Origin of the sequence: Actinoplanes subtropicus, from assembly GCF_000721705.1 — a bacterium.
GTDB lineage: Bacteria > Actinomycetota > Actinomycetes > Mycobacteriales > Micromonosporaceae > Actinoplanes > Actinoplanes subtropicus.
On sequence record NZ_JOJL01000004.1, the window covers coordinates 318,701 to 341,343 of the forward strand.

The 22,643-nt window shown below is 71.6% G+C and carries 19 protein-coding genes; 10 read left to right on the forward strand and 9 right to left on the reverse strand.

Going from position 1 to position 22,643, the window contains the following annotated elements:
* Positions 1-39 precede the first annotated feature (39 nt).
* Both IH26_RS63825 and IH26_RS0107275 read left to right on the forward strand, forming a co-directional pair.
* The gene (locus IH26_RS63825; RefSeq protein ID WP_281179700.1) at positions 40-1,317 is read left to right on the forward strand and encodes a YeiH family protein; all 1,278 of its coding nucleotides are present in this window, start codon (positions 40-42) and stop codon (positions 1,315-1,317) included.
* Positions 1,318-1,330: 13 nt separating this feature from the next.
* Positions 1,331-2,245 carry a LysR family transcriptional regulator gene (locus tag IH26_RS0107275; protein ID WP_030435339.1) on the forward strand — a complete coding sequence of 305 codons (915 nt, stop codon included), beginning with the start codon at positions 1,331-1,333 and terminating at the stop codon, positions 2,243-2,245.
* On the opposite strand, the gene IH26_RS0107280 is transcribed toward IH26_RS0107275, so the two are convergent.
* Positions 2,220-2,714, reverse strand: a complete 495-nt coding sequence (locus tag IH26_RS0107280; protein ID WP_030435340.1) for an FBP domain-containing protein — start codon at positions 2,712-2,714, stop codon at positions 2,220-2,222. The two genes, IH26_RS0107275 and IH26_RS0107280, sit on opposite strands and share 26 nt — an antisense overlap.
* Before the next feature lie 109 nt (positions 2,715-2,823).
* On the opposite strand from IH26_RS0107280, the gene IH26_RS0107285 reads away from it, so the two are divergent.
* Positions 2,824-3,558: a lytic polysaccharide monooxygenase gene (locus tag IH26_RS0107285; protein ID WP_030435341.1), complete on the forward strand. Its 735-nt coding sequence runs from the start codon at positions 2,824-2,826 to the stop codon at positions 3,556-3,558.
* 329 nt (positions 3,559-3,887) lie between these two features.
* The gene (locus IH26_RS0107290; protein WP_030435342.1) at positions 3,888-4,412 is read left to right on the forward strand and encodes a GNAT family N-acetyltransferase; all 525 of its coding nucleotides are present in this window, start codon (positions 3,888-3,890) and stop codon (positions 4,410-4,412) included.
* Between the two features lie 6 nt (positions 4,413-4,418).
* On the opposite strand, the gene IH26_RS59595 is transcribed toward IH26_RS0107290, so the two are convergent.
* Entirely contained in the window at positions 4,419-5,159 is a 741-nt protein-coding gene (locus IH26_RS59595) for a hypothetical protein (protein ID WP_157437092.1), read from the reverse strand.
* A 176-nt stretch (positions 5,160-5,335) separates the two neighbouring features.
* Here IH26_RS59595 and IH26_RS55605 point away from each other — a divergent pair, with 176 nt between their 5' ends.
* Together IH26_RS55605 and IH26_RS55610 are read left to right on the forward strand one after the other, a co-directional pair.
* Positions 5,336-6,991: a GTP-binding protein gene (locus IH26_RS55605; protein WP_030435343.1), complete on the forward strand. Its 1,656-nt coding sequence runs from the start codon at positions 5,336-5,338 to the stop codon at positions 6,989-6,991.
* On the forward strand, positions 6,940-8,088 hold the full coding sequence (locus IH26_RS55610) for a COR domain-containing protein (RefSeq protein ID WP_245665027.1): 1,149 nt from the start codon (positions 6,940-6,942) through the stop codon (positions 8,086-8,088). Before IH26_RS55605 ends, IH26_RS55610 begins: the two co-directional genes overlap by 52 nt.
* Here IH26_RS55610 and IH26_RS0107310 read toward each other — a convergent pair.
* Together IH26_RS0107310 and IH26_RS0107315 are read right to left on the reverse strand one after the other, a co-directional pair.
* Complete coding sequence (locus IH26_RS0107310) at positions 8,085-8,723, reverse strand: response regulator (RefSeq protein WP_030435345.1); 639 nt, start codon at positions 8,721-8,723, stop codon at positions 8,085-8,087. The two genes, IH26_RS55610 and IH26_RS0107310, sit on opposite strands and share 4 nt — an antisense overlap.
* A 13-nt stretch (positions 8,724-8,736) precedes the next feature.
* Positions 8,737-9,921 carry a sensor histidine kinase gene (locus tag IH26_RS0107315; protein WP_030435346.1) on the reverse strand — a complete coding sequence of 395 codons (1,185 nt, stop codon included), beginning with the start codon at positions 9,919-9,921 and terminating at the stop codon, positions 8,737-8,739.
* A gap of 154 nt (positions 9,922-10,075) precedes the next feature.
* Between IH26_RS0107315 and IH26_RS0107320 the strand changes: the two genes are divergently transcribed.
* From IH26_RS0107320 to IH26_RS0107330, 3 genes are all read left to right on the forward strand, one after another.
* Positions 10,076-10,840, forward strand: a complete 765-nt coding sequence (locus tag IH26_RS0107320) for an ABC transporter ATP-binding protein (protein WP_030435347.1) — start codon at positions 10,076-10,078, stop codon at positions 10,838-10,840.
* Positions 10,837-13,365, forward strand: a complete 2,529-nt coding sequence (locus IH26_RS0107325; protein ID WP_030435348.1) for an ABC transporter permease — start codon at positions 10,837-10,839, stop codon at positions 13,363-13,365. The genes IH26_RS0107320 and IH26_RS0107325 overlap by 4 nt, the downstream gene beginning before the upstream one ends.
* Positions 13,366-13,578: 213 nt before the next feature.
* Entirely contained in the window at positions 13,579-14,532 is a 954-nt protein-coding gene (locus tag IH26_RS0107330) for a hypothetical protein (protein ID WP_157437094.1), read from the forward strand.
* A gap of 124 nt (positions 14,533-14,656) precedes the next feature.
* On the opposite strand, the gene IH26_RS0107335 is transcribed toward IH26_RS0107330, so the two are convergent.
* The 3 genes from IH26_RS0107335 to IH26_RS0107345 form a co-directional block, all read right to left on the reverse strand.
* A complete protein-coding gene (locus tag IH26_RS0107335) occupies positions 14,657-15,793 on the reverse strand; it encodes an acyltransferase family protein (protein ID WP_084598693.1) in 1,137 nt (378 codons plus the stop codon).
* Positions 15,794-15,875: 82 nt separating this feature from the next.
* A complete protein-coding gene (locus IH26_RS0107340; protein WP_030435351.1) occupies positions 15,876-17,630 on the reverse strand; it encodes a sensor histidine kinase in 1,755 nt (584 codons plus the stop codon).
* Positions 17,627-18,319, reverse strand: coding sequence for a response regulator transcription factor (locus IH26_RS0107345; RefSeq protein WP_030435352.1), 693 nt, complete (start codon positions 18,317-18,319; stop codon positions 17,627-17,629). The genes IH26_RS0107340 and IH26_RS0107345 overlap by 4 nt, the downstream gene beginning before the upstream one ends.
* A 155-nt stretch (positions 18,320-18,474) precedes the next feature.
* Here IH26_RS0107345 and IH26_RS55615 point away from each other — a divergent pair, with 155 nt between their 5' ends.
* Positions 18,475-20,427, forward strand: a complete 1,953-nt coding sequence (locus IH26_RS55615) for a DUF5005 domain-containing protein (protein WP_169789730.1) — start codon at positions 18,475-18,477, stop codon at positions 20,425-20,427.
* Here IH26_RS55615 and IH26_RS0107355 read toward each other — a convergent pair.
* The gene (locus IH26_RS0107355; protein ID WP_030435354.1) at positions 20,411-21,901 is read right to left on the reverse strand and encodes an MFS transporter; all 1,491 of its coding nucleotides are present in this window, start codon (positions 21,899-21,901) and stop codon (positions 20,411-20,413) included. The two genes, IH26_RS55615 and IH26_RS0107355, sit on opposite strands and share 17 nt — an antisense overlap.
* On the reverse strand, positions 21,898-22,593 hold the full coding sequence (locus tag IH26_RS0107360; protein WP_030435355.1) for an LppX_LprAFG lipoprotein: 696 nt from the start codon (positions 22,591-22,593) through the stop codon (positions 21,898-21,900). Before IH26_RS0107360 ends, IH26_RS0107355 begins: the two co-directional genes overlap by 4 nt.
* Positions 22,594-22,643 lie beyond the last annotated feature (50 nt).

Consider the following 22,643-nt stretch of genomic DNA (forward strand, 5'->3'; position numbering starts at 1 on the left):
GCGGTACCGGGAGGCCGGCGCCGGGCAGAGCCTGGAGAGGTGCTGCTGCTCCTGCTTGCGCTGGGTCTCGCCGCTTTCACGGCCGGCTCCTTGGTGCCGTCCGTCGGCGCGCCGATCTTCGCGGTCGTCGGGGGAGTGCTGCTGAGCCCGCTAGCCCGCTACCTAGCGAGCCGGCCGCTACGCCGAGCTTCCTTCTGCTGTGAAGAGGAAGCGGGGCAGGAAGGCGCGGTCGGGCGTGACAGCTCGGACCTGAGCGACGGCGCGGCGGGGCGTGACGGCGCGGCGGGGCGTGGCGGCGCGGCGGGGCGTGGCCGCGCGGCGGGGTGTGGCCGCGCGGCGGGGTGTGGCCGCGCGGCGGGGTGTGGCGGCGCGGCGGGGTGTGGCGGCGCGGCGGAGCGTGGCGGCGCGGCGGGGCGTAGCGGCGCGGCGGGGTGGGAAGAGCGGGGGCGGCTCGGAAGCCTCGTAGGCCGCTCCGGGTTGGTGTCGTGGGCGGAGCCTGTCGTGGGCGGGGTGCGTGCCATGCGGCGGGAGTCGGTGCTCGCGGTCGCGAAGGGGCCGGTTCTGCGGTTCTCGATCGTGCTGTTGGGTGCGCAACTCTCGCTCGGTGAGGTGGCCTCGGTCGGCGTCGGTTCCTTGCCGGTCATGCTGGGGACTCTTGGCGTCTGTCTGCTGCTCGCCTGGCTGGTCGGGCGCCAGCTGGGGATATCGGGGGATCTCCGGACGCTCATCGGAGTTGGGACCGGGATCTGTGGCGCCTCCGCGATCGCGGCAGTCACGCCCGCGCTGCGCGCGAGGAGCAGCGATGTCGCGTACGCCGTCTCGACGATTTTCTTCTTCAATGTGGCGGCGGTGCTGGTCTTTCCGGGGCTCGGGCATCTTCTCGGGCTCGATCAGCGGGCCTTCGGGCTCTTCGCGGGCACCGCCGTCAACGACACCAGCGCCGTCGTCGCGGCCGCCGCCAGTTACGGGCCGGTCGCCGCTCAGCACGCCGTGGTGGTCAAGCTGGTGCGGACGCTGATGATCGTCCCGGTGACCTTGGTGCTGTCGAAGGGGACCAACGCGCCCAAGCCGTGGTTCCTCGGGGCGTTCCTGCTGGTCGCGGCGGCGCACACGCTCGGGCTCGTACCGGATGGCCTGCAACCGTTCCTGCACCGGCTCGCTCTGCTCTGCGTCGCGGTCGCCCTGGCCGCCGTCGGCCTCTCGACCGACGTCGCGGGCCTGCGGCGGGCGGGTGCGCGCCCGCTCCTGCTCGGGCTGATCCTCTGGATCGCGGTCGGCGCTGCCAGCCTTGGCCTGCAGCGGCTCACCGGCGTGTGACAGACTGCGCGCGATGCCCCTGCCGCCCTGGATCAGCGATCTGCCCGCCCTTGACCTGCTGCTCTCGGTGGCCGAGACCGGCAGTGTCGGGCGTGCCGCCCAGGCGCACGGGATCAGTCAGCCCAGCGCCAGCGCCCGCCTCGCCCGGCTCGAACGGCGGCTCGGCGTTCCGCTTCTCGTCCGCTCCCGGCGCGGCAGCCTGCTCACCCCGGCCGGCCAGGCCGTTGCGGTCTGGACGCAGCAGGTGGTCGGGGCCGCGCACACCCTCGCCGACGGCGTGCTCACCCTGCGCGCCGACCGGGCCGCCCGGCTGCGCGTCGCCGCCAGCCTCACCGTCGCCGAATACATGCTGCCCGCCTGGCTTCTCGGGTTGCGCCGCACCCACCCGGACACCGAGATCTCCGCCGAGGTCTCCAACAGTCACGGCGTCTGCTCGATGGTCCGCTCCGGCACGGCCGACCTGGGTTTCGTCGAGTCCCCGGACATCCCGGCCGACCTGAGCCGCCGCCGCGTCGGCGAGGACCGGGTCGCGCTGGTCGTGTCGGCCGGCTATCCGCTCGCCGCGCGGGCCGGTCAGGCCCTGGCGATCGCCGACCTCCTGGAACAGCCGCTGCTGCTGCGCGAGCCGGGCTCCGGCACCCGCGACACCTTCCTCGGTGCCGTCGAGAAGGCCCTCGGAACGATGCCGCCACTGCCGCACGCCACCAGCCTCGGCTCGACCACCACGATTCTGGCCACCGCCCGGGCCGGCGGCGGCATCGGCGTGGTGAGTGCCCGCGCGGCCGAAGAAAAAGGGGAGCTGGTCGAACTGCGCGTGCCCGGCCTCGACCTGCGTCGCCCGCTGCACGCCGTTTGGCTCGGCAAGCGGCCGTCGCCGCTGGCGGAGGACCTGATGCGGCAGGTCAGCGACCCGACGTCACCCGCTTGACGAACCCGTTGAGGTTGGTCAGCGCCCGATCCACCCGCTCGTCGAGGGTGAGCGTCTCCTCCTGGCGTACCAGCCGGCCGCGCGGCTGCTTCTTTCCCCGCAGGTAGAGCGAGCAGGCCAGGTCGCTGCAGATGTACTCGCCGACCGTGTTCCCGTTCCGGCCCGCCGCCCCGGCCAGCGGTGCCACGAAAAGTGTCACCCCGTCGGACGTGTGCCCGGTGTTGCAGATCCGGCACATGCTGGACCGCATCGCGGTGCCGGGCCGCGCGGTGGGCCTCCGCATCACGATCCCGACATGTCCGGATGTGACGAGAAGTGCTCGCTGCGGCGCTCCGGGGTCGGTCCAGCCCAGGAAGTCGAGATCTCCCCACGGCACGGCGGCCAGCTCCGGCACCTTGATCCGCCCCGCCTCGCCCCGGCTGCAGTTGGCGAAACTCGCGCGGATCTCCGGCTCGGTCAGTGGTTCCATCCGGCGAACGCTAACCGATGACCCCGGTCCGGGCACCCCATTAACGAGCCATCGAAAAACTTCACTGGATCTGTTTACTGTTAACACTCTTTAGACTTATGTTGGCGGCATGCGACGTAGGTTCACACTCCCCGCACTGATCGTCGGCGTGACCGTCGCCTCGCTCCTGGTGGCGGTCTCACCGGCCTCGGCCCACGGCTACATCTCCTCGCCACCCAGCCGGCAGGCCAACTGCGCCAGCGGCGCGGTTCCCCATTGCGGCGACATCATCTACGAGCCGCAAAGCGTGGAGGCGCCCAAGGGCTCGACGCTCTGCAACGGCGGCGGCTCCCGCTTCGCCGTGCTCAACGACAACAGCCAACCTTGGCCGTACGCCGCGGTGGGCAGGACGGTGACCTTCAGCTGGGTCATCACGGCCCGGCACTCCACCGCCACCTGGGAGTACTTCATCGGCGGCACGCTGCTCGCGTCCTTCGACGACGGCGGCGCCCAGCCCGGCGCCACCAAGCAGCACACGGTCGGCATGGGCAACTTCACCGGCCGGCAGACGATCCTCGCCCGGTGGAACATCGCCGACACGGCGAACGCCTTCTACTCCTGTGTGGACGTGAACATCGGCGGCGGCACCACCCCGCCACCCACTCCGCCGCCGACCACCGCACCCACCACCGCCCCGACGCCGACGCCGACCGCCACTCCCGGCGGAACCTGGAAGGCCGGCGCCGCGTACCAGGTCGGGGACGTCGTCACCGACAACGGCATCTCGTACCGTTGCCGGCAGGCGCACACCGCCATCGCCGGCTGGGAGCCGCCCAACGTGCCGGCGCTGTGGCTCGCCATCTGATCCGGCCCGGGACCGGGCTGGTCCCGATCGCGGTGCCGGTCGCCGGCTGCGCCCCGGCACGCCGACCCGCCGGCGGGCGAGCACGCCGGCCGTGGCGCGCCGCGAAGACCTCAAACAACTTCCCGGACCGATTTCGACCGTACGGCGGTGAGCCTGCTCCGGGGAGACTGCCAACTGCGTGGAGGCGTCCCGGAGGGAGGAGTCGGGCGGCGCCTGTCCACCCACCCGCGCCCTGACGGCGACCCGGACCTGGCGCCGGCAGTCCCCGATCAAGCGCCTGCTCACCCTGGCGACGACCCGGTGGCCCGGTTCCGCGTACGGTGTCAGGCATGCCGGAGTTGATCGCGCCCACCACCCGCCTGCATGCCGCCTGGATCGCGTCGCGCGACGAGTGGGGGCGCGGCGTCCACCAGGACGGCGCGGGCATGCGGCCGCAGGACGAGTACGACACGCCCGCAGGGTTCGCCCGCTGGGTGGCGAGGCTGATCACCGAGGAGGACACCAGCATCCCGCCTGCCCCGGACTGGGTTCACTGCACGTATCGCTGGATGGTCGAGGGGGATCGGGTGCTCGGCGCGATCTCGCTGCGGCACGGCCTCAACGACTGGCTGATCAATGTGGGCGGGCACATCGGCTACGGGGTGCGGCCGTCGGAGCGGCGGAAGGGGCTCGCGAGCTGGGCGCTCGGGCTGACTCTGGACGAGGCGCGCAAGCTGGGACTCGAGCAGGTGCTGATCACCTGCCGGGTCATGAACGTCGCGTCGGCGCGGACGATCGAGAAGGCCGGCGGGGTGTTCGAGGACATTCGCGGCGCGGGCGACGACCGGGTCCGTCGATACTGGATCCCGCTCTGAGGAGACCTAGGAAGCGGCCGGCGGGCGTCGCTGCCGCTGCGGTCGGTTCTGCGCGGCCGGCCGCGCGCCCGGGCGTCGTCCAGGAGGGAACTGCCGCACGTTGCGCGGCGACGATTGTTCTCCTACGGGGGACTCGTCCGTTTCGTCTGGAGGAGCCGGGTTGTCAGTGGCCGGGTCGGCGTCGGCCGCGCCGGCCGCGGGTGAGGCGAGGCCGGATGAGGCTGGATCGGCGGCCGCCGGACCTGCCTGCCGCGGCATGCGGGGCCCCCGCCGGCCGGGCCAGAACCGCATCTCGACACCACCTGCCCGCGGCCGGGCCCACAATAGCGGCACCCCAAGCGGCACCACGACCACAGCAACGATCAGCGCCGGCAACCAATAGCGGACCCCGCCCGTGACCACCAGCCCGGCGAGCAGCCCCAGCGAGACCAGCGCCATCCACACCAGAACCCGCTGACCACTGCGTGCGGCGGCCGGCACCACGAAGAGCACATGCATTGCCAACAGGGCGACCAGCAGCGCCCGCACCGGCAGGTGATCGCCGAAGCCGACGACGGCGAGCAGGACGACGAAGGCGGCGGTCCAGTACCGCAGCGAACCGGCCCGCAGCAGGAGGAATCCGATGATCACCCAGATCGAGATGATCACCGACGTGGTCGCTTCGAATCCGCTGATCATCCAAGCGTAATCGGGATCTTCGCGACTCTCATTCGCTGAGAAGGGTAAATTGTGTGCCACGTTCGGCAACTACCCGGCTCCGCTCCGTGAAATTCGGTGAATATCCCCTCAGAAGGCGCGGCCGCGGCCCCGGTACCCGTTCGTGGGGATAGTGCGACGGCCGGCCCGGCAGCGCGGACCGCCTGAGTACCATGTCGCGACACGCCCCGGAATCTCCGGCTAGATGATCGGAACGCTGCATCGAAATGATGTCTTTGGATGAGGCTCTCGAGGAAGCCCGGCGAACCGGCAGATTCGAAGTCGAGAACCTACAGATGCGGGAAATTCCCACGGAACTTGCTGAAATCCGCGATCTTCGCGAGGTGCGGGTGGCTTCCTGCGGCCTCGCGACGCTGCCTGATTGGTTTGCTGATCGGCCGGTGGAATCGCTGGATCTTATCGGAAACGGTTTGTCGCAGCTCCCCCCGGTGATCCTGGAGATGTCGACTCTTCGGCACCTGGGGATGTCCAACAATCAGATTTCATATCTTAGCCCGGAAATTGATCGCCTCGCGCGGCTGGAAGCGCTGGCGCTGTCGTTCTGCGGCCTCAGGTCATTACCTTCCTCGGTCCGTAATATGTCGCGTCTCGTCATGCTCGATCTGGGTTTCAACAGCCTCGGTGACCCGGACGCCCTCATTCTTTCCGAGAATATCGAGCAACTCGTCCTCTCCGGTAACGGTTTCCATGAAATTCCGCATGCCGTCCGCCGGCTGTCGAAGATCAGGGTCCTTGAGTGCAGTGCCGCCGGAACCCACAGTCGCGGTTACAACCTAGAGGTCAGGAGTCGTGGTCCGGTAATTCGGGGCCACTTGCGACGGGTCATCGGATCGAGCCCGGCGGGCCAGGGAAAAATCGAGGTGTGGCCGTCGTGGTTGTCCGGCGTGTCCACGCTGGAATGGATCGACCTCTCGGGTCAGCGGATCAAAAGCGTCCCTGAGTCGATCGGCCGACTCCGGAATCTCGAAGGCTTGCTGTTGCCCGGGAATCTGTTGCAGCGCCTTCCGGATTCGCTTTGCGAACTCAGCGCCCTGAAGGTGCTCAGCGTCGAGCAGAATCAAATCTCCGCACTGCCGGAAAACCTCCACACTTTGTCCGGGCTGTCCTTCCTCGGAGTCGAGGGTAACGATCTTCCTCTCCCGCCGGAGGTGCTGTCGCAACCGGCCAAGCCGGACCGGATCTGGGACTATCTGGCCCGCACCGGGGAGGATCACCGCCATCTGGACGAAGCGAAAGTGCTGGTCGTCGGGGAGGGGTCGGTGGGCAAGAGCTCACTTGTTCGGCGCCTCACCCGGGGTGACTTCGACCCGGACGAGCGGAAGACCGAGGGGATCGACGTCACGCGATGGAGTCTGACCGCCGGCGGCGCGGAGATCGCCGTGAATCTGTGGGACTTCGGCGGCCAGGAGATCATGCATGCCACCCACCAGTTCTTCCTTACCCGCCGCAGCGTCTATCTGCTCGTCGTGGATGCCCGGCAGAGCGAGGAACAGAACCGCATCGAGTATTGGCTGAAGCTGGTCCAGGGATTCTCCGCCGGTTCCCCGGTCATCCTGATCGGCAACAAATGCGACAAGTTCGGGCTCGACATCGACCAGCGCGGACTGCGGGAGAAGTATCCGGACATCGTCGACATCCTGGAGACGTCCTGCTTCGGCAACCTGGGAATCGACGACGTCCGGGGTTCGCTGAGCCGTACGGTAGGGAGTCTGCCGCATGTCCGGGACTTGTTGCCCACCTCGTTCTTCATGGTGAAGAGTATTTGGAGGAGCTGGACGCCGACTACCTGCCTTTCGCCGACTACGAGCGATTGTGTTCGGAGCGGGGCGTGCGCACCGCCGCGTCGCAGGAGCTGCTGGTGAGTTTTCTGCACGATCTCGGCACGGTGCTGTGTTTCCGGTCGGACCCACGGCTGCGGGACACCAATATCCTGAATCCGAGCTGGGTGACCGGCGGCGTGTACCGGCTGCTCAACTCGCACGTGGCCGCCCAGGCGAAGGGCCTGCTCACCTGGCCGGATATCGACCTGATCCTGGATGGGCGGCAGTATCCGCCGGGCAAACGGCAATTCATCATCGAGATGATGAAGAAGTTCGAACTCTGCTATGAGTCGGACGAGATTTTCCTGGTTCCCGACCTGCTGACGAAGGAAGAACCGGATACCGGCCGCTGGGACGACTCGCTTCACTTCGTCGTGCGGTACGGCGTGCTGCCCTCGAGCATCATCGGGCGGCTCGTGGTCCGTCTGCACCGGCTGATCAGCCGGGGAACGGTTTGGCGTACCGGGGTGGTTTTCGTCATGGACGACACTCGTGCGCTGGTCAAGGCCGATCGCGAGGACGCCGTCCTCACCATCAGAGTGTCCGGGCCGGCCCGGAGCCGCCGTGGGCTGCTCACCGCGATCCGGGCCGAGCTGCGAGCGATCGAGCGCACCATTCCGGGCCTGGCGGGCGAGGAGCAGGTGCCGGTGCCCGGCCATCCGAACGTGTGGGTGCCCTACCGGCATCTGCTCAATCTGGAGTCGGCGGGAAGGGACGTCGTCGTCCCGCAGGGACTGGTCGACGAGTTCCCGATCGGTCAGCTGCTCGACGGTGTCGAGACCAGGACGGATCGCCTGCTGACCGGCCCGGCGCGGGACACCCGGCCGCCGGTGCGCGAGCCGGAGGCGCCGGAGCCGAGCGGCGAGGCGGACGGGAAGGCCTGGGGCCAGCGCCATACCTTCCTCCTGGGCGGCTTCCTCATCGGCGCGATGGTGGTGGTACTCGCCGCCTACATCGTCGCCAGCAAGGTGATCGGCCAAGCCGCCGGCGCCGGCGCCGCGGTGCTCGCGCTGATCGTCGTGGTGGTGGTCGCGTTGGTCATGTTGCGCACGGCGGGCCGCGTCGGCGAACAGACCATGCTGGACGGGATCAAGGAAGCGCTGAGCCATACCGGTACGGCCAAGGCCGACGAACCCTAGCCGACCAGGCGGCGTTCCCAGGCCCAGGCGGCGATCTCGACCCGGCCGCGCGCGCTCAGCTTGGTCTGCACGCTGCCCAGGTGGGTCTTGACCGTCCCGATCGAGATGAAGAGCTCGGTGGCGATCTCGGCGTTGGTCAGCCCCCGCGCCACCAGCTTCACCACGTCCAACTCGCGCGGGGAGAGACCGCCGTCGTCGGTGACCGGCTTGGGCAGGGACAAGTGCTCCAGCAGGCGTACGGTGATCTTCGGGCTGATCAGGGCGTCGCCGGAGACCGCGGCGCGCACCGCCTCGACCAGCAGGGCCGGACCGGAGTCTTTCAGCAGGAAGCCGGCCGCGCCGTTGCGCAGCGCCTGGTGCACGTACTCGTCGAGGTCGAAAGTGGTCACCACGACCACCTTGACCGGGTCGGCCACGCCGGGGCCGGCCAGCAGGCGCAGCGCCTCGAGGCCGTCCATCTTGGGCATCCGGATGTCGAACAGGGCCACGTCCGGCCGGAGCTTGCGGGCCAGCGCGACCGCCTCGACGCCGTCGGCCGCCTCGCCGACGACCTCCATGTCCGGCTGGGCGCCGATGATCATGCCGAAGCCGGTGCGGACCATCGCCTGGTCGTCCGCGATCAGAACCTTGATCACTGCGCTCCGCCGATCACTGGACCACCTTCACGTTCAGGGGAAACGCGGCGTCGACCACCCAGCCGCCCTCGATGCCGGGGCCGGCCGAAAGGCGGCCACCGACCGCGCGGACCCGTTCGGTCAGGCCCACGAGACCGTACCCCGACCGCTCCCGGGGACCGGACGGCCGGGTCGTGCCGTCGTTCGCCACCCGCACCAGCAGCCACTCGGGGGTCCGCCGGATCCACACGTCGGCCACCCGGACGGCGACCGCGTGCTGCCGGATGTTGGTCAGTGCCTCCATCACCACCCGGTACGCCGAGGTCGACACCTCCACCGGCAGGCCGTCGATCGACCCGTCCAGGTGCAGCCGGCCCAGCGGCCCGCCGGCCGCGGTGAACTGCTCGATCAACGGCCCCAGATCGGGCACCCCGGCCACCGGGGCGAGCGGCGCGTCCGGCCGGGACTGGGGATCGCGCAGTACCCCGACCATCCGGCGCATCGACGCCATCGTCTCGGCGCCGGCCCGTTCGATCTGGTCGAGCGCCTGCACCACACGTTTCGGATCCTGCTCGGCGATGAACTTCGCGCCCTGCGCCTGCACCACGATCCCGGTGACGTGGTGCGCGATGAAGTCGTGCAGGTCACGCGCGAACTCGGCGCGCTGCTCCGCCCGTACGGCCGCAAATGCCCGCTGGCGGGAGCTTTCCACCATGCGCAAGTAGACGCCCAGGCCGGTGGCCGCCGTGGCGGCCAGCGCCTGGATCAGGCCGAAGATGATGAACTCGGAGGACTGGCCGCCACGCAGCGGCAGGAAGCTCACCGCTGCGCCCGCCGCGATCACCCCGGCCACCGCCCAGCCGGCATGGGCCCGGCGGGACACCACGAACAGCACACCGAGCAGCGCGAGCGACTCGGCCAGGCCCCAGCTGCCGTATTCCGGATGGGAGAACGCCACCGCGAAGGTGACCACGATCGAGGTCAGGCTCAGCCCGACCGCGGCCTTGGCCAGGCCCACCGAATCCTGTTTGTGGGCCGGCAGCCAGATCGCCGCGGCGGCCATCGCCAGCAGGATCCGGATCAGCCCCAGCACCTCGGTGCTGGTCTGGCTGAGCAGGTTGCCCTGGGCCACGTCGAACAGGCCGAGCACCGCCAGCACGAGCAGCGCCCCCACCTGGCCGAGGCGCAGCAGGATCTTCCGGTTCGGGTTGTTCTCCATCGCGATACCAGCGTAATGGCAGGTCAGGTGCTCCCCATCGGCCGAAAGTAAGAGAGCCGCCCAAAACGGAAGCCCATAATTCGGCCGATGTGCGGGCCGGATGGCTGCACCAAACTCCTCGGCGTCGGAAACGATCCCTGCGAGTGGAGTGACCATGCAGACCCAGTTCCCCCCGGCCGCGCAGGACGCGCTGGCCGCCGTCGCGGCCGTCGACCTGGTCAAGGTCTACGGGAGTGGCGACACGGCCGTTCGTGCGCTGGACGGGGTGACCGTCGGCTTCACCCGCGCGCAGTTCACCGCGATCATGGGCCCGTCCGGTTCCGGCAAGTCCACGCTCATGCACTGCCTGGCCGGCCTCGATACGGCCACCGCCGGGCAGGCGCTGCTCGGCGGCACCGACCTCACCCGGCAGAGCGACCGGGTGCTCACCAGGGTGCGCCGCGAGCGGATCGGCTTCATCTTCCAGTCGTTCAACCTGCTACCGCAGCTGACCGCCGAGCAGAACATCCTGCTCCCGCTCGAGCTGGCCGGCCGCAAGCCCGACCGGCACCTGTTCAACCACCTCACCGAGGCGCTCGGGATCACCGCGCGGCTCAGTCACCGGCCCGGCGAGCTCTCCGGCGGCCAGCAGCAGCGGGTCGCGGTGGCCCGCGCGCTGATCTCCCGGCCCGAGGTGGTCTTCGCCGACGAGCCGACCGGCAACCTGGATTCCCGCTCCGGCGCCGAGGTCCTGCTGTTCCTGCGCAACTCGGTGCGCGAGCTGGGCCAGACCGTGGTCATGGTGACCCACGACCCGGGCGCCGCCGCGTATGCGGACCGGGTCGTGCTGCTCGCCGACGGCAAGGTGGCCGGCGAGATCGACCGGCCCGACCACGGGTCGGTCACCGAGGCGCTGCGCTCGCTGGCGGTGCAGAGGTGAGCGCGGTCCTGCGGACCCAGCTGCGCGGCGTGGCGCGGCGGCCGGCCCGGCTGCTGCTCACCGGCCTCGCCGTGCTGGTCGTCTCGTTCGTCGTCTACGCCACCGTGCTCGCCCAGGAGATCACCAAGCGCAGCGTGCTCGACGGGCTCAGCGGCACGCCGGCGGCGGTCGACCTCGTCGCCCGCAAGGGCACCCTCACGACGGCCGAGCTGGCCGCGATCGGCAAGCTCCCCGGGGTCGCCGAGGCGGCCGGCCGGATGGATGCGGGCGGCCAGATCGGCAACGAGTACCTGCAGATCGTCGCCGACCCGTCGACCGGGCCGCTCGCGGTCAGCCACCTGGTCTCCGGCCGGCTGGCCACCGGGCCGGCCGAGATCGCGGTCAGCCCGCGCACGGTCGAGCGGCTCGGCCTCAAGCCCGGCACGACGGCCAAGGTCTCGCTGCGCTTCGACAAGGACGGAAAACCCGAGGCGCCGACCTCCCTCACGGTGGTCGGTGTCGTGACGGGCCGCGACGACTACGGATTCCAGGCGTACGCGTCGGAGCCGGCCGTGGCGCGGATGAGCGGTTCGGATGCGCTCAACCAGATCGACGTCCGGCTCGCACCCGGCGCCGACGCGGACGGCGTACGGCAGCAGATCGATGCCCTCGTGGCAGCTGGCGTGAGCAAGGTGAAGGACGGTGAGCGGCCGGAGGTCGCCACCGGCAGCCAGGTCCGCCTGGAGGAGGCCCGGGCGAAGGCCAAGGACGTGGACAGCCTGTTCGCGGTGATCGGCCTGTTCGTCGCGATCGCCGTGGTCGCCGCCGGGCTGGTCGCCGCCTCCACCTTCCGGATCGTCTTCGCCCAGCGGATGCGCCAGCTCGCCCTGCTCCGCGCGGTCGGCGCCGGCCGCGGCGGGATCACCTGGTCGCTCGCCGCCGAGGGGGCGCTGACCGGCCTCGTCACCGGGCTGGCCGGGGTGCTGCTCGCGCTCGGCGCCGGCCAGCTCGTGCCGCGGGTCGTCGCCGCCTTCGGGCCGCATGTCGCCTCGCCGGGCCTGCCGATCGCGCCCGCGCTGCTCACCGTGCTGCTCGCGGTCGTGCTGACGGTGGTCGCGGTGGTCGCCCCGGCCTTCACCGCCGGCAAGGTGTCCCCGCTGGAGGCGCTACGCGGAGCCGGCGTCACCGCGGGCCGCCGTGACATCGGCAAGGCGCGCTGGGTGTTCGGGCTGCTGCTCGTGGTCGCGGCCGGCCTGGTCGCCGCGTATGTGTTCCAGGGCCTGCCCGGCCCGAACCCGAAGGACTACAACCCCTCGATCAACCTGCTGGCGATCGTCGCCTCCGGCGGGCTTGCCTTCCTCGCGCTGATCGCACTCGGACCGGTGCTGGTGCGGCCGGTGCTGGCCGTGCTGGGCACGCCGGTCCGCCGTTCCGGGCCGGTCGGGCGGCTCGCCGCCGGGGGAGTGGGCGGCGCCCCGCGCCGGGCCGCCGCGGTGTCGGTGGTGGTCGCGCTCGGCGTCACGCTGATCTCCGGCTGCCTGGTCGGCGGCGAGTCGATCCGGGTCCTCGCCGACCGGCAGAGCTCGCTGTCCGCCCCGGCCGACTACGAGCTGACCACCAACGACGACCCGATCCCGGCCACCGCGGTCGGCCAGCTGCAGGGCCGCTCCGAGCTCACGCACGTCGTGCCCTACCGGCGGCTCGCGGTGACGGCCGGCAACGGCACCGACCTGCAGGCGGTCGACGTCCAGCTCGCCGCCGTGCCCCGGCTGGCCGGCCTCGACGTGGCGGCCGGCCGGATCGCCGACCTCGGGCCGGGCAAGGTGGTCATCTCGGCGTTCATGGCCGACAACCAGGGCCTGCACGTCGGTGACAAGGTCACCGTGGTGGCCGGCAAGCGGTCGATGCCGCTGACCGTCGCCGCCGAGTTGAGCGACGTCGCGCCGCTCGCCTCCTCCATGATCATCTACCCGGCCGACATGACCCGGCTGGGGGCGCCGGCCGGCTACTCCGGCCTGCTGGCCGACCAGGCGGTGGCCGGGGAGAAGGGCCGCAGCGACGGAAGGCGGGCGCTGACCGACGCCGTCGGCAACCACCCGTGGGCGATCAACGTGCTCGCCGACCAGCGCGACCAGATCAACAGCGAGCTCACCATCCTGCTCGCCATCGCGCTCGGCCTGATCGGGCTCACCGTGCTGATCGCGGTGGTCGGCGTCGGCACCACCACGGCGCTGTCGGTGGTCGAGCGGGTGCGCGAGTCGGGCCTGCTGCGGGCGGTCGGGCTGTCCCGGGGCGCGCTGCGGGCGATGCTCACCACCGAGTCCGCGCTGTACGGCGTGATCGGCGCCGGGCTCGGCCTGGTGCTGGGCGTCCCGTACGCGTGGCTGGCGGTCCAGGCGCTCGGCGTGAACGCGCCGCTCACCCTGCCGGTCGGCCAGCTCGCGGTGGTCTTCGTGATCCTGGTGCTGCTCACCGCGGCCGCCGGGGTGCTGCCCGCCCGCCGGGCCGCGAAGGTCAGCCCGGTGGTGGCGCTGGGCGCCGAGTAGACCCCGGTCGCCGGCCGCCCTCTTGCCCCCGGCGGCCGGCGACCGGCTACCCATCGACCGGCGGATCCGCCATCTCGACGTCCTGCTCCGGCCGGTGCGAGAGGCGGCGCGTCGCGGTGGGCCGGCGCGTCGGCTGAACGGGCGATGTCGCGCCCGATTTACGCGGATATTGTCAAATAATCTTCGTAAAACCGCGACTCATTGAGGGTGAATATGTCCCGTGCTGCCCTGCTGGTGGCCACCGCATCCCTTGCTACCGGCTTGGTGGCCGGCCCGGGCGTGGCGTATGCCGCCGACACGTCGACGGAGCTGACCGCCGCCGAGATGACCGCCGAGCTGAAGGTGGTGAGCGACGCCTCCGCGAAGGCGGCCGCGGAGGGCTGGAAGGCCACGATGAAACCGCTCGGCTCGTCGTCGGGCTCCATGTTCATCGCCGCCGACCCGATCGCGGGGCGGTCCTATGTGCGGATCGACCTCGGCGGCCTGATCGTGGCGCAGTATTTCGCCAAGGGAAAGGGTAGCTACAGCTCGCTGAACGACTCGGAGTCCCGGGCGGCGTTGCGGATGATGGGCCGCCCTTCGATCCGGTACGCCTTCATCCCGGACAAATCGGGCGATGGCCCGATGGGCGGCTTCTCGCCGGACACCGTGCTGAGCGACGGCAACCACGCCGGCACCAAGACGGTCCACGACGACGGATCCGTCGACTACCGGCTGACCGAGGACGGCTCCACCATGACGGCGCACGTCACCGCGGCCGGCACGCTGGCGTCCCTCGACGCGGTCGACTCCGACGGCCACACGAAGCTCACGTACGGCTATGGCCCGCAGCAGGTGACGTTGCCGTCGGCGAGTGTGACGATCGGTTACGAGGCGCTGGCCCGTGGGCTGGCGTACCTGCACATGGAGTCCTCGGTCAAGCAGGTCGCGGGCGAGGCCGCCACCGACACGCTGCAGGCCGCGCACCGGCACCCGATCTCGGTGTCCTTGCTGCGCGAGGTGACGAAGGATGACGTCGCGAGTTTCAACGACGACATCGGGGTCCGGGTCAAGACCAAGAATGTCGGCGGGGGCATCCGGGTGTACGCCACGAACCCGTGGACGCACCGCACCGTCGCCTACACGCTGAAGGCGTCCGGCCGGAAGGTCGTCATCGCCAGGAACTGACGCCTGCGGGGGCGGGGTCGGCGGGTCTCTCGGTTGTGGACGGTCGCGCCCGGTGGGACCCACCGAGACGATCGTCCGCAGGCCGCACAGCGGATCCGCGCCAGGCCCCCGACCCGAAAAGTCTCTAGATCGTGGCCCTTCCGGTTGGCGACTCGCCGGCGAGGGTGAGTTGTGGGGCCGGGGTGGGAGCTGTGCTCGGGCCGCGGAGGGTTCCGGTGGCGATCAGGCAGCGCAGCGGCGGGCCGAGGGGGCGTTCGACCAGGCGGTGGACCGACCAGGCGGCACCGAGCAGCGTCAGGATGGTGGCCGCCATGAGCAGGGGCACCGGAAGGCCGGTGCGGTCGTAGGCGTACCGGATCATGGTGAAGCCGATGCGCGGGTGCAGCAGATAGAACGGATACGACACGGCGCCGCCGACCGCGAGCCGGCGCCAGGTCCAGCGGTCCGTCGCGCCGAGTGCGATGACCAACAGCGTTGCGTACGCGGCGGTGATGATGATCAGCGCCGGCCAGATCGGGACGGGGAAGCCGGGATTGGCGGAGAGCACGCGTTCACGAACGCGGACGAGGCTGACCACCCACGCGGCGGCGAGCAGCATCCATGGCGCCGGCGACGGGCAGTGGCGGCGGATCAGGTAGAGCGTCATGCCGGCGATGAAGTAGGGCGCGTACTGGGGCATGACCAGCTGTGCCAGCGGCACGGTGGTGGGGACGACGACGGAGGCGGCCAGCCAGGCGGCGCCGAGGGTGAGGATCCGGGCCCGGGTGAGGCCGAACTGGATGACGACGGCGAACAGCAGGTAGAAGCGCAGCTCGTACCAGAGGGTCCAGTAGACGGTGTCGACGTTGGGCACCGTCAAGGGATCGGCGAGCATGGTGAGGTTGATGCCGATGTCGGCGACGGTCAGGCGGTGGGGCAGGGGAATGCCGTCGGTGAGCGGGAAGAGCGTCATGACCGCCGTGGTGATCAGGACGCAGGCCCAGAAAGCGGGGTACAGGCGACCGGCGCGGGAGGCGAGGAAGGCGCGCGCGGTACGTCCCCAGCCGCTCATGCAGATCACGAAGCCGCTGATCATGAAGAACACCTCGACGCCGAGGAAGCCGTAGATCAGCACCGAGTCCACCCGCGGCGGCAGGTAGCTGCTGGTCGGGTGCACGCCGTCGATCGACCAGGCCAGGCCGAGGTGGTACGCGGACACCGCCAGCGCGCACAGCAGCCGCAGGCCGTCCAGGGCGAGCAGGCGATCCTTCTTCGCAGCCACGGTGGCCGCCTCCTGTCGGGAGATGGGCAGGGGTCATCGCCGCGAGCGGCCGGAGCCGCTGACGGTGCGGGAAAAGGGAGGGTCAGGCCACGGCGGGCAGGCGGATGGTGAAGGTGCTGCCGCGGCCGGGGCGGCTGGTCGCCGAGACCGTGCCGCCGTGGGCCTCGACGAGGTTGCGGACGATGGCGAGCCCGAGGCCGCTGCCGCCGGTGTGCCGGCTGCGGGACCGGTCCGCCCGCCAGAAGCGCTCGAACACGTGCGGCAGGTCGGCCTCTTCGATGCCGCTGCCCGCGTCGGCGACCTCGATCACCACGTCGTCGCCGTCGGCGTGCGAGCGTACGGTGACGGTCGCGCCCGCCGGGGAGTGCCGCACGGCGTTGGAGAGCAGGTTGCCCACCGCCTGGCGTACGCGAAGGGGGTCGAGAATGACCTCCGGGTCGCCGGACAGATCGGTGATGATCGTGACGCCCCCGGCATCGCTCCGGTGCGCGGCGACGGCCTGGTCGAGCAGCTCGTTGAGAAAGACCGGCTCCGGATGCAGGCGCAGCCGGCCGGCGTCGGCGGCGGCGAGATCGCGCAGGTCGTCGATGACGTGCTGGAGCAGTTCCGCCTCGTCGGCGAGCAGGTCGAGCAGCTGGGGGCCGGCGTCGGTGACGCCGTCGCGGGCGGCCTGCACCCAGGCGCGGATGGTGGTCAGCGGGGTGCCCAGCTCGTGCGCGATGTCGCTGACCATCGCCTGCCGCTGTCGTTCCACGGCCTCGCGGCGTTGGGAGAGCTCGTTGAACGCGGCGGTGAGCCGGCCGATCTCGTCCCGCCCGCGGACCGGCAGCCGGCCCGTGCCGTGCTCGGTGGCCCGGATGAGGGCGCGCAGCGGCCGCGCCATCCGCAGCCCGACCAGCAGGGTGATCGCGAACGCGACCACCAGGACCAGCACCGAGACGCCGGTGATCCGCAGGGCGTTGGCCCGCGACAGGTCGAAGACCGGTCCGGATGCCGACGGCGGGTCGCTGATGTAGAGGTACGCGGGCGGCGCCACATACGGGCGCAGCTGCTCGCGGCGGGAGGCATCGACGCAGTCCTGCGGCGCGCCGGTCTCGCCGGGTGGGCTCCAGGTGAAACCGAGCCGCACGGTGACCGGCGGCCGCCCGCTCCCGAGACAGGCGTTGGTGAGCTCGGTGAGCTGTTCCAGGGCTTTCCGCTCGGTCGGGGTGGGGACGTCGGCGCCGGAGCGGTGGTAGCAGTCGGCCAGCTGCGCGACGGCCACGTCCGATTCGCCGACGGGCGGAACGAGCGTGGGCCGGCCGGCGGTGTCGCTGTCCACCTCGGTGTCGACGCCCTTGCCGGTCATGCAGGCCCGAGCCGCCAGGACCTGTGCGGAGACGGTCGTGCGCTCGGCGTCGGTGAGCCGGTACGGGCCGACCGCGCGCCGGTCGATGCCGCTGCCGTCGACCTGGCCCGAGGAGAGATAGCCCTCGAGGTAGAGCGGGTCGACCAGCGCCGACCGCCGGGCGGGCAGCACCGGCGGCGGCGCCTGCGAGCTGGCGAGGACCGTGCCGTTCTCGCCATCGGTGAGGGTGATCTGGCGGCTGGTGATCGCCGCCAGCTGGATCAGCAGCGGCCGCACGCCCGCCCAGGTGGTGTGCGTCGCGGCGTAGCCCATCACCCCGTCGTAGATGCGGGCGTCGTAGCTGAGCCCATGGCCCTGCTCCCGCTGGATCGCCTGCCGGGTGCTCTTGACCGCGAGCCAGGCGCTGGCCGCCACCGCGCACACCATGACCAGCAGGGACAGCGCCAGCAGCCGCGCGACCAGGCTGCGGTGCAGCGGGGTGCGCGTCACCGCGACCCGTCCGTGAGCTGGTAGCCGACGCCGTAGACGGTGACCAGGTAGACCGGGCGGCGGGGATTCGGCTCGATCTTGCGGCGCAGCTTCATGACGTGCATGTCGACGGTCCGGTCGGTGGCCGCGGCCTCGAAGCCCCGGGTGCGTTCCAGCAGCTGGGCCCGGGTGAACACGCGGTTCGGCGCGGCGGCCAGCGCGGCCAGGATCTCGAACTCGCCCGGCGTGCAGTCCACCCGGTGGCCGTCGCTCGTCACGTGGTGACAGCGGACGTCGACCGCGATCTCACCGACCCGCAGCGCGGCGTCCGGCTCGGCGGGCGTCCATCGGGTGCGGCGCAGCATCGTACGGACGCGGGCCATCAGCTCGCGCGGGTTGTACGGCTTCATCAAGTAGTCGTCCGCGCCGGCGTCGAGGCCGAGCAGCAGGTCGTCCTCGTCGCGCCGGGCGGTCAGCATCAGCACCGGCACGTTGCTCTCCCGGCGCAGCACGCGGCAGACGTCGAGCCCGTTGAGCTGGGGCATCATCACGTCGAGCACGAGCAGATCCGGCCGGAGCCGCCGGACCTGCTCGATCGCGTCCCGGCCGCCGTGGACGACCGAGGCGCGGTAGCCGCTCGCCTCCAGATAACGCCTGATCACGTCGGCCTGCCGGACGTCGTCCTCGGCGATCATCACATGCGCATGCACGGCAGCGACTATAGAGACGCTCGGCCGCGCCAAGGTCGATGTTGACATTGCCGATACAAGCCCGCGGCGAAGAACCGGCGCAAACGCTCCGGGACTGCCGGAGCGTGGAGGGGAAGCTCTGTCCATCAGGGCGGAGCGGATGTCAATGTGGACGGATGAGGGCAGCGGGGCGGTACTGGGTTGCGGGGGTGGTCGCCGGTTGCCTGGCGCTGGGCGCCGTGGCGCTGGCCCGGTCCGGCACGAGATCCCCGGCTTCGGCGGCGCCGTCGGCGTCCGCGCGGGCGGCGGCGCCGATCCTCGCCGCCACCGACGTCACGGCCATGTTCCAGCGGTACGCCGGCGCCGGCGGCGGGTGGACCGGCGGGGACAACACGGCTTCCGTGGCGCTGCCCGACGGCCGGGTCGCGTGGCTGTTCTCCGACACTTACCTGGGACATGTCGCGGCCGACCACACCCGGCCCCGCGACACGCCCTTCGTGCACAACACGATCGTGGTGCAGGACGGCGCAACCGCGCGGGGGACGCTGCACGGTGGCTCGGACGCCGCACCGCTGCCGCTGGTCGGCCCGGCCGGCGACGACTACTACTGGGCGCAGGACGGCCTCGTCGCCGGCGGAGCGCTGCGCGTCTTCTACAACCGCTACCACCGCTTCGGCAGCGGGCTGTGGGACTTCACGCTCACCGGGTCGGCGCTGGCCACCTTCGCCCTGCCCGGCCTGCGGCTGACCACCGTCACCGACCTGCCGCTGGGCGACACGGTCGCGTGGGGCGCCGCCGTGTTGCAGGACGGCGGATTCACGTACGTGTACGGCTCCGAGCGCACCGGCGACGCGCTCCGCTTCGCCCACCTGGCCCGTGCCCGCGACCCGGCCGGCGCCTGGGAGTTCTGGGACGGCACCGGCTGGACCACCCGGGCCGAGCGGTCCGCGCGGCTGCTCAGCGGGGTCGGCACCGGCTTCTCGGTGCAGCGCGCCGGCGATCGCTACGTGCTGGTGACGACCGAGGGCAACCTGCCGTTCGACCCGTCCATCGTGGCCTACACGTCCGCCTCGCCGGCCGGTCCGTGGGCGGGCCCGGTGCAGCTCTACACGCCGGCGGAGGCGCTGGCGTACGACGCGCGGCTGCACCCGGAGCTGGCCCGCCCCGGCCGGCTGCTGATCTCGTACAACGTGAACAGCGCGGACCCGGGGACCGCGTACCTCGATGCCCGGGTCTACCGGCCCCGCTTCGTCGAGGTCGCCTGGCCGCCCGGGGCGCCCACCGGCCCGGCCCCGGCCGGCCTGGTCGCGGCCGTCAACGACGTACGTCCGATGCTGCGCTGGAAGGCGGTCGCCGGGGCCGGCCGCTACTGGGTCTACGAGCGCGACCTCACCGCCGGGCAGACCCACCCGGCGCGCCGGCCCGATCCGGTCACCGGCACCGAGGCCGACGCCGGGCTGCTCAAGGAGGGCCATACCTACGAGTTCCGGGTCGCGGCCGGCGACGGGGTGCTCTCCGCCGCGGTGACCGCCACCCGCACCAAGCCGCTGGTGCCTTCCGGCCTGCGGGCGCGGGCGCTGCCCTCCGGGCGGATAGCGCTGAGCTGGGACGATCCCGGCGCGCACCTCTGGTACTGGCTGTATCAGCGGGACGCGACGGCGGGCGCGCCGTGGCGGCGGGCCGACTACCCGATCGACGACACGGGCGGCTTCACCACCGTGCCGCTGCTGCACGGCCACGCGTACGAGTTCCGGATCACCGCGATCGGCGCGGCGGGGGAGTCCGGGCCGTCCCGGACGGTACGGGTCACCGCCCGGTACGCGGTGCCGCCCGCGCCCACCGGCCTGCGGGTCGTCCCCGGCGACGGCAAGGCCGATCTCACCTGGACCGAGAGCGCCCCCTACTACCGCATCTACTACCGGGATGTGACGGCCGGCGCGACCACGTACACCCAAGGTGTTTTCCTGCTCGACGAGCCGAAGGCGACCGTGGGGCTGCTGATCGACGGGCACACCTACGACTTCCGGGTGACCGCGGTCCGCAACGGCGCCGAGGGGCCGCCCGGCACGCCGGTCCGCGCCACGCTGCCGGCCCCGACGCCCGGGCCGTCGGTCACACCGTCTCGCTGACCCGGGCGCGCTCGCCGAGCAGCAGGGCGAGCAGGGCGCCGAGCACACACACCACGGCGGTCGCCTGGAAGATCTCGCGGTACTCCGTCTGGAGGGCGACCTTCAAGGCGATCTCGTACGCGGCCAGCCGCTGCTGGTAGACGGCCGGGTCGACGCCGAACGGCAGCGGGGTGTCCAGCCGGGCGGTCAGCTCCTGGAACCGGTGCAGCCCCCAGGCGGTCAGCGCGGCGACGCCGAGCAGCATGCCCACCATCCGGGCGACCACCACACCGGCCGAGGCGACCCCGTGCTGTGCCGGCGCGGTGCCGCGCAGCGCCGCGCCGGCCAGCGGGGCGATCACCAGGCCCAGGCCGAGACCGGCCACCACCAGGTCGGTGTCGAGCCGGGGCAGCACGCCGGCGTAGCGGGTGGCCAGCACGTCGAGGGGCCAACGGGCGATCAGCGCGTACCCGGCCGCGGCGATCAGCAGACCGCCCATCGTGACCCACCGGTCGCCGAGCCGGGCGGCGAGCAGGCCGCCGGCGACCGCGCCCACCGGCAGCGCGATCAGGAAGCGGGAGAGCAGCAGGGTGCCGCCGAACGCGTCCCGGCCGAGCAGCGTCTGCGCCACCAGCTGCACGTCGACCAGCGTCACCATGAGCGCGGCCCCGGCACAGAAGCTGACCGCCAGCGCGACCAGGAAGACCCGGCCCGGCCGGTCGATGAGCCGGGTACGGGCGCGTCGTTCCCACACCCCGAACAGCACGAGCAGCACGGCGGCCGCGCCGAGCGTGACCGGGCCCCACGACGGCAGCACCGCGTGCTGCGGGTCGGGGTTGTAGAGGCCCACCACCAGCAGCCCCAGGCCCGCCGTGAGCAGCAGGCCGCCGGCGACATCGACCCGCGGCCGGGGCTGCGGCGGCGCCGTCCGGGGCAGTGCGACCAGCACCGCGACCGCCGCCAGCGCGGCCAGCGGCACGTTGATCCAGAAGATGCCCCGCCAGCCGACCAGGGCGGCGACGGCCGCGCCGTACAGCGGCCCGAGAACGCTGCCCAGCTCCTGCGCGGCACCCACCGCGCCCAGCGCCGACGATCGCGCCCGCCCGCTCGCCCAGAGGTCGCCGGCCAGCGCCATGGTGACCGGCAGCAGCGCGCCCCCGGCCAGTCCCTGCACCGCGCGGCCGGCGACCAGCAGCGACAGCGACTCGCCGGAGGCGGCGGTGAGCGCCGAGCCGGCCGCGAAGCCGGCCAGGCAGCCGGCGATGACCGCGCGGCGGCCGAGCCGGTCGGAGAGCGAGCCGAGCAGCGGCATGCCGGCCACGTACCCCAGCAGGTATCCGGTCACGATCGGGGTGGCCCGCTCGAGCCGGTTCAGCGGGATGTGCACGTCGCGCATGATGTCGGTGAGGATCGTGACCACGAGGTACGCGTCGAGGGCCGCGAGCAGCACGGCGGCGCCCCCGGCGCCGATCGCCAGGCGGCGCCGGGCGGTCACGGTGCCTTGATGGTGGCCGGCGTGTCGAACTCCTGGAAGGTCACGGTCACCGTGCCGGTCGCGCCGCCCTCCGCCGGCAGCGTGAAGACGGCCTTGTGCAGCCGCTTGTCCTGCTTGCCGAGCCACACCTTGCCGGGCGTGTTGCCCTTGACCCCGGGGATGATCGTGGCCAGGTCGGCGCCGTTCGCGGTCAGCGCCACCCGCCACGCGTCCGTGCCGTCGACCGCCTCGCTCGCCTCGGTCTTCGGCTCGGTGGCGCTGGTCAGCACCTTGGCGACGCCCTTGTCCGGGTTGAGGATGGCGGACGGGTCGTAGACGCTGGCGGCCAGGCTGAGCGGCAGCGCCTGGTAGCCGCCGGTCGGGCCCTTGATATAGATCTTGTCGCCGACGATGACGAAGGTCAGGTCGACGGTCGAGCCGGCCTGCTCGATCTGCGCGGTGCCCTGGGCGTCGCCCTCCTTGGTGAGCGTGCCCTCGGCCCGGCGCAGGCTGAGCCCGGAGATCGCGCCGTCCGCCGTGATCAGGAACTTCGCGGTCTTGATGTCGCGCATCGCGGTCGCGGAGTCTTTCAGCAGGGTGGCGGCGTCGGGCAGGCTGCCGGTCGATTCGTCTTTCTTGCCGCCGGAGCTGGTGCACGACGACACCGCGACGAGCGCGGCGAGCAGGGCCAGGACGGGCCGGATGCGGAACATAGTGCGGATGCTAAGGCCCCACCACGGCACCACGGAAGGCGCCCCTTGGT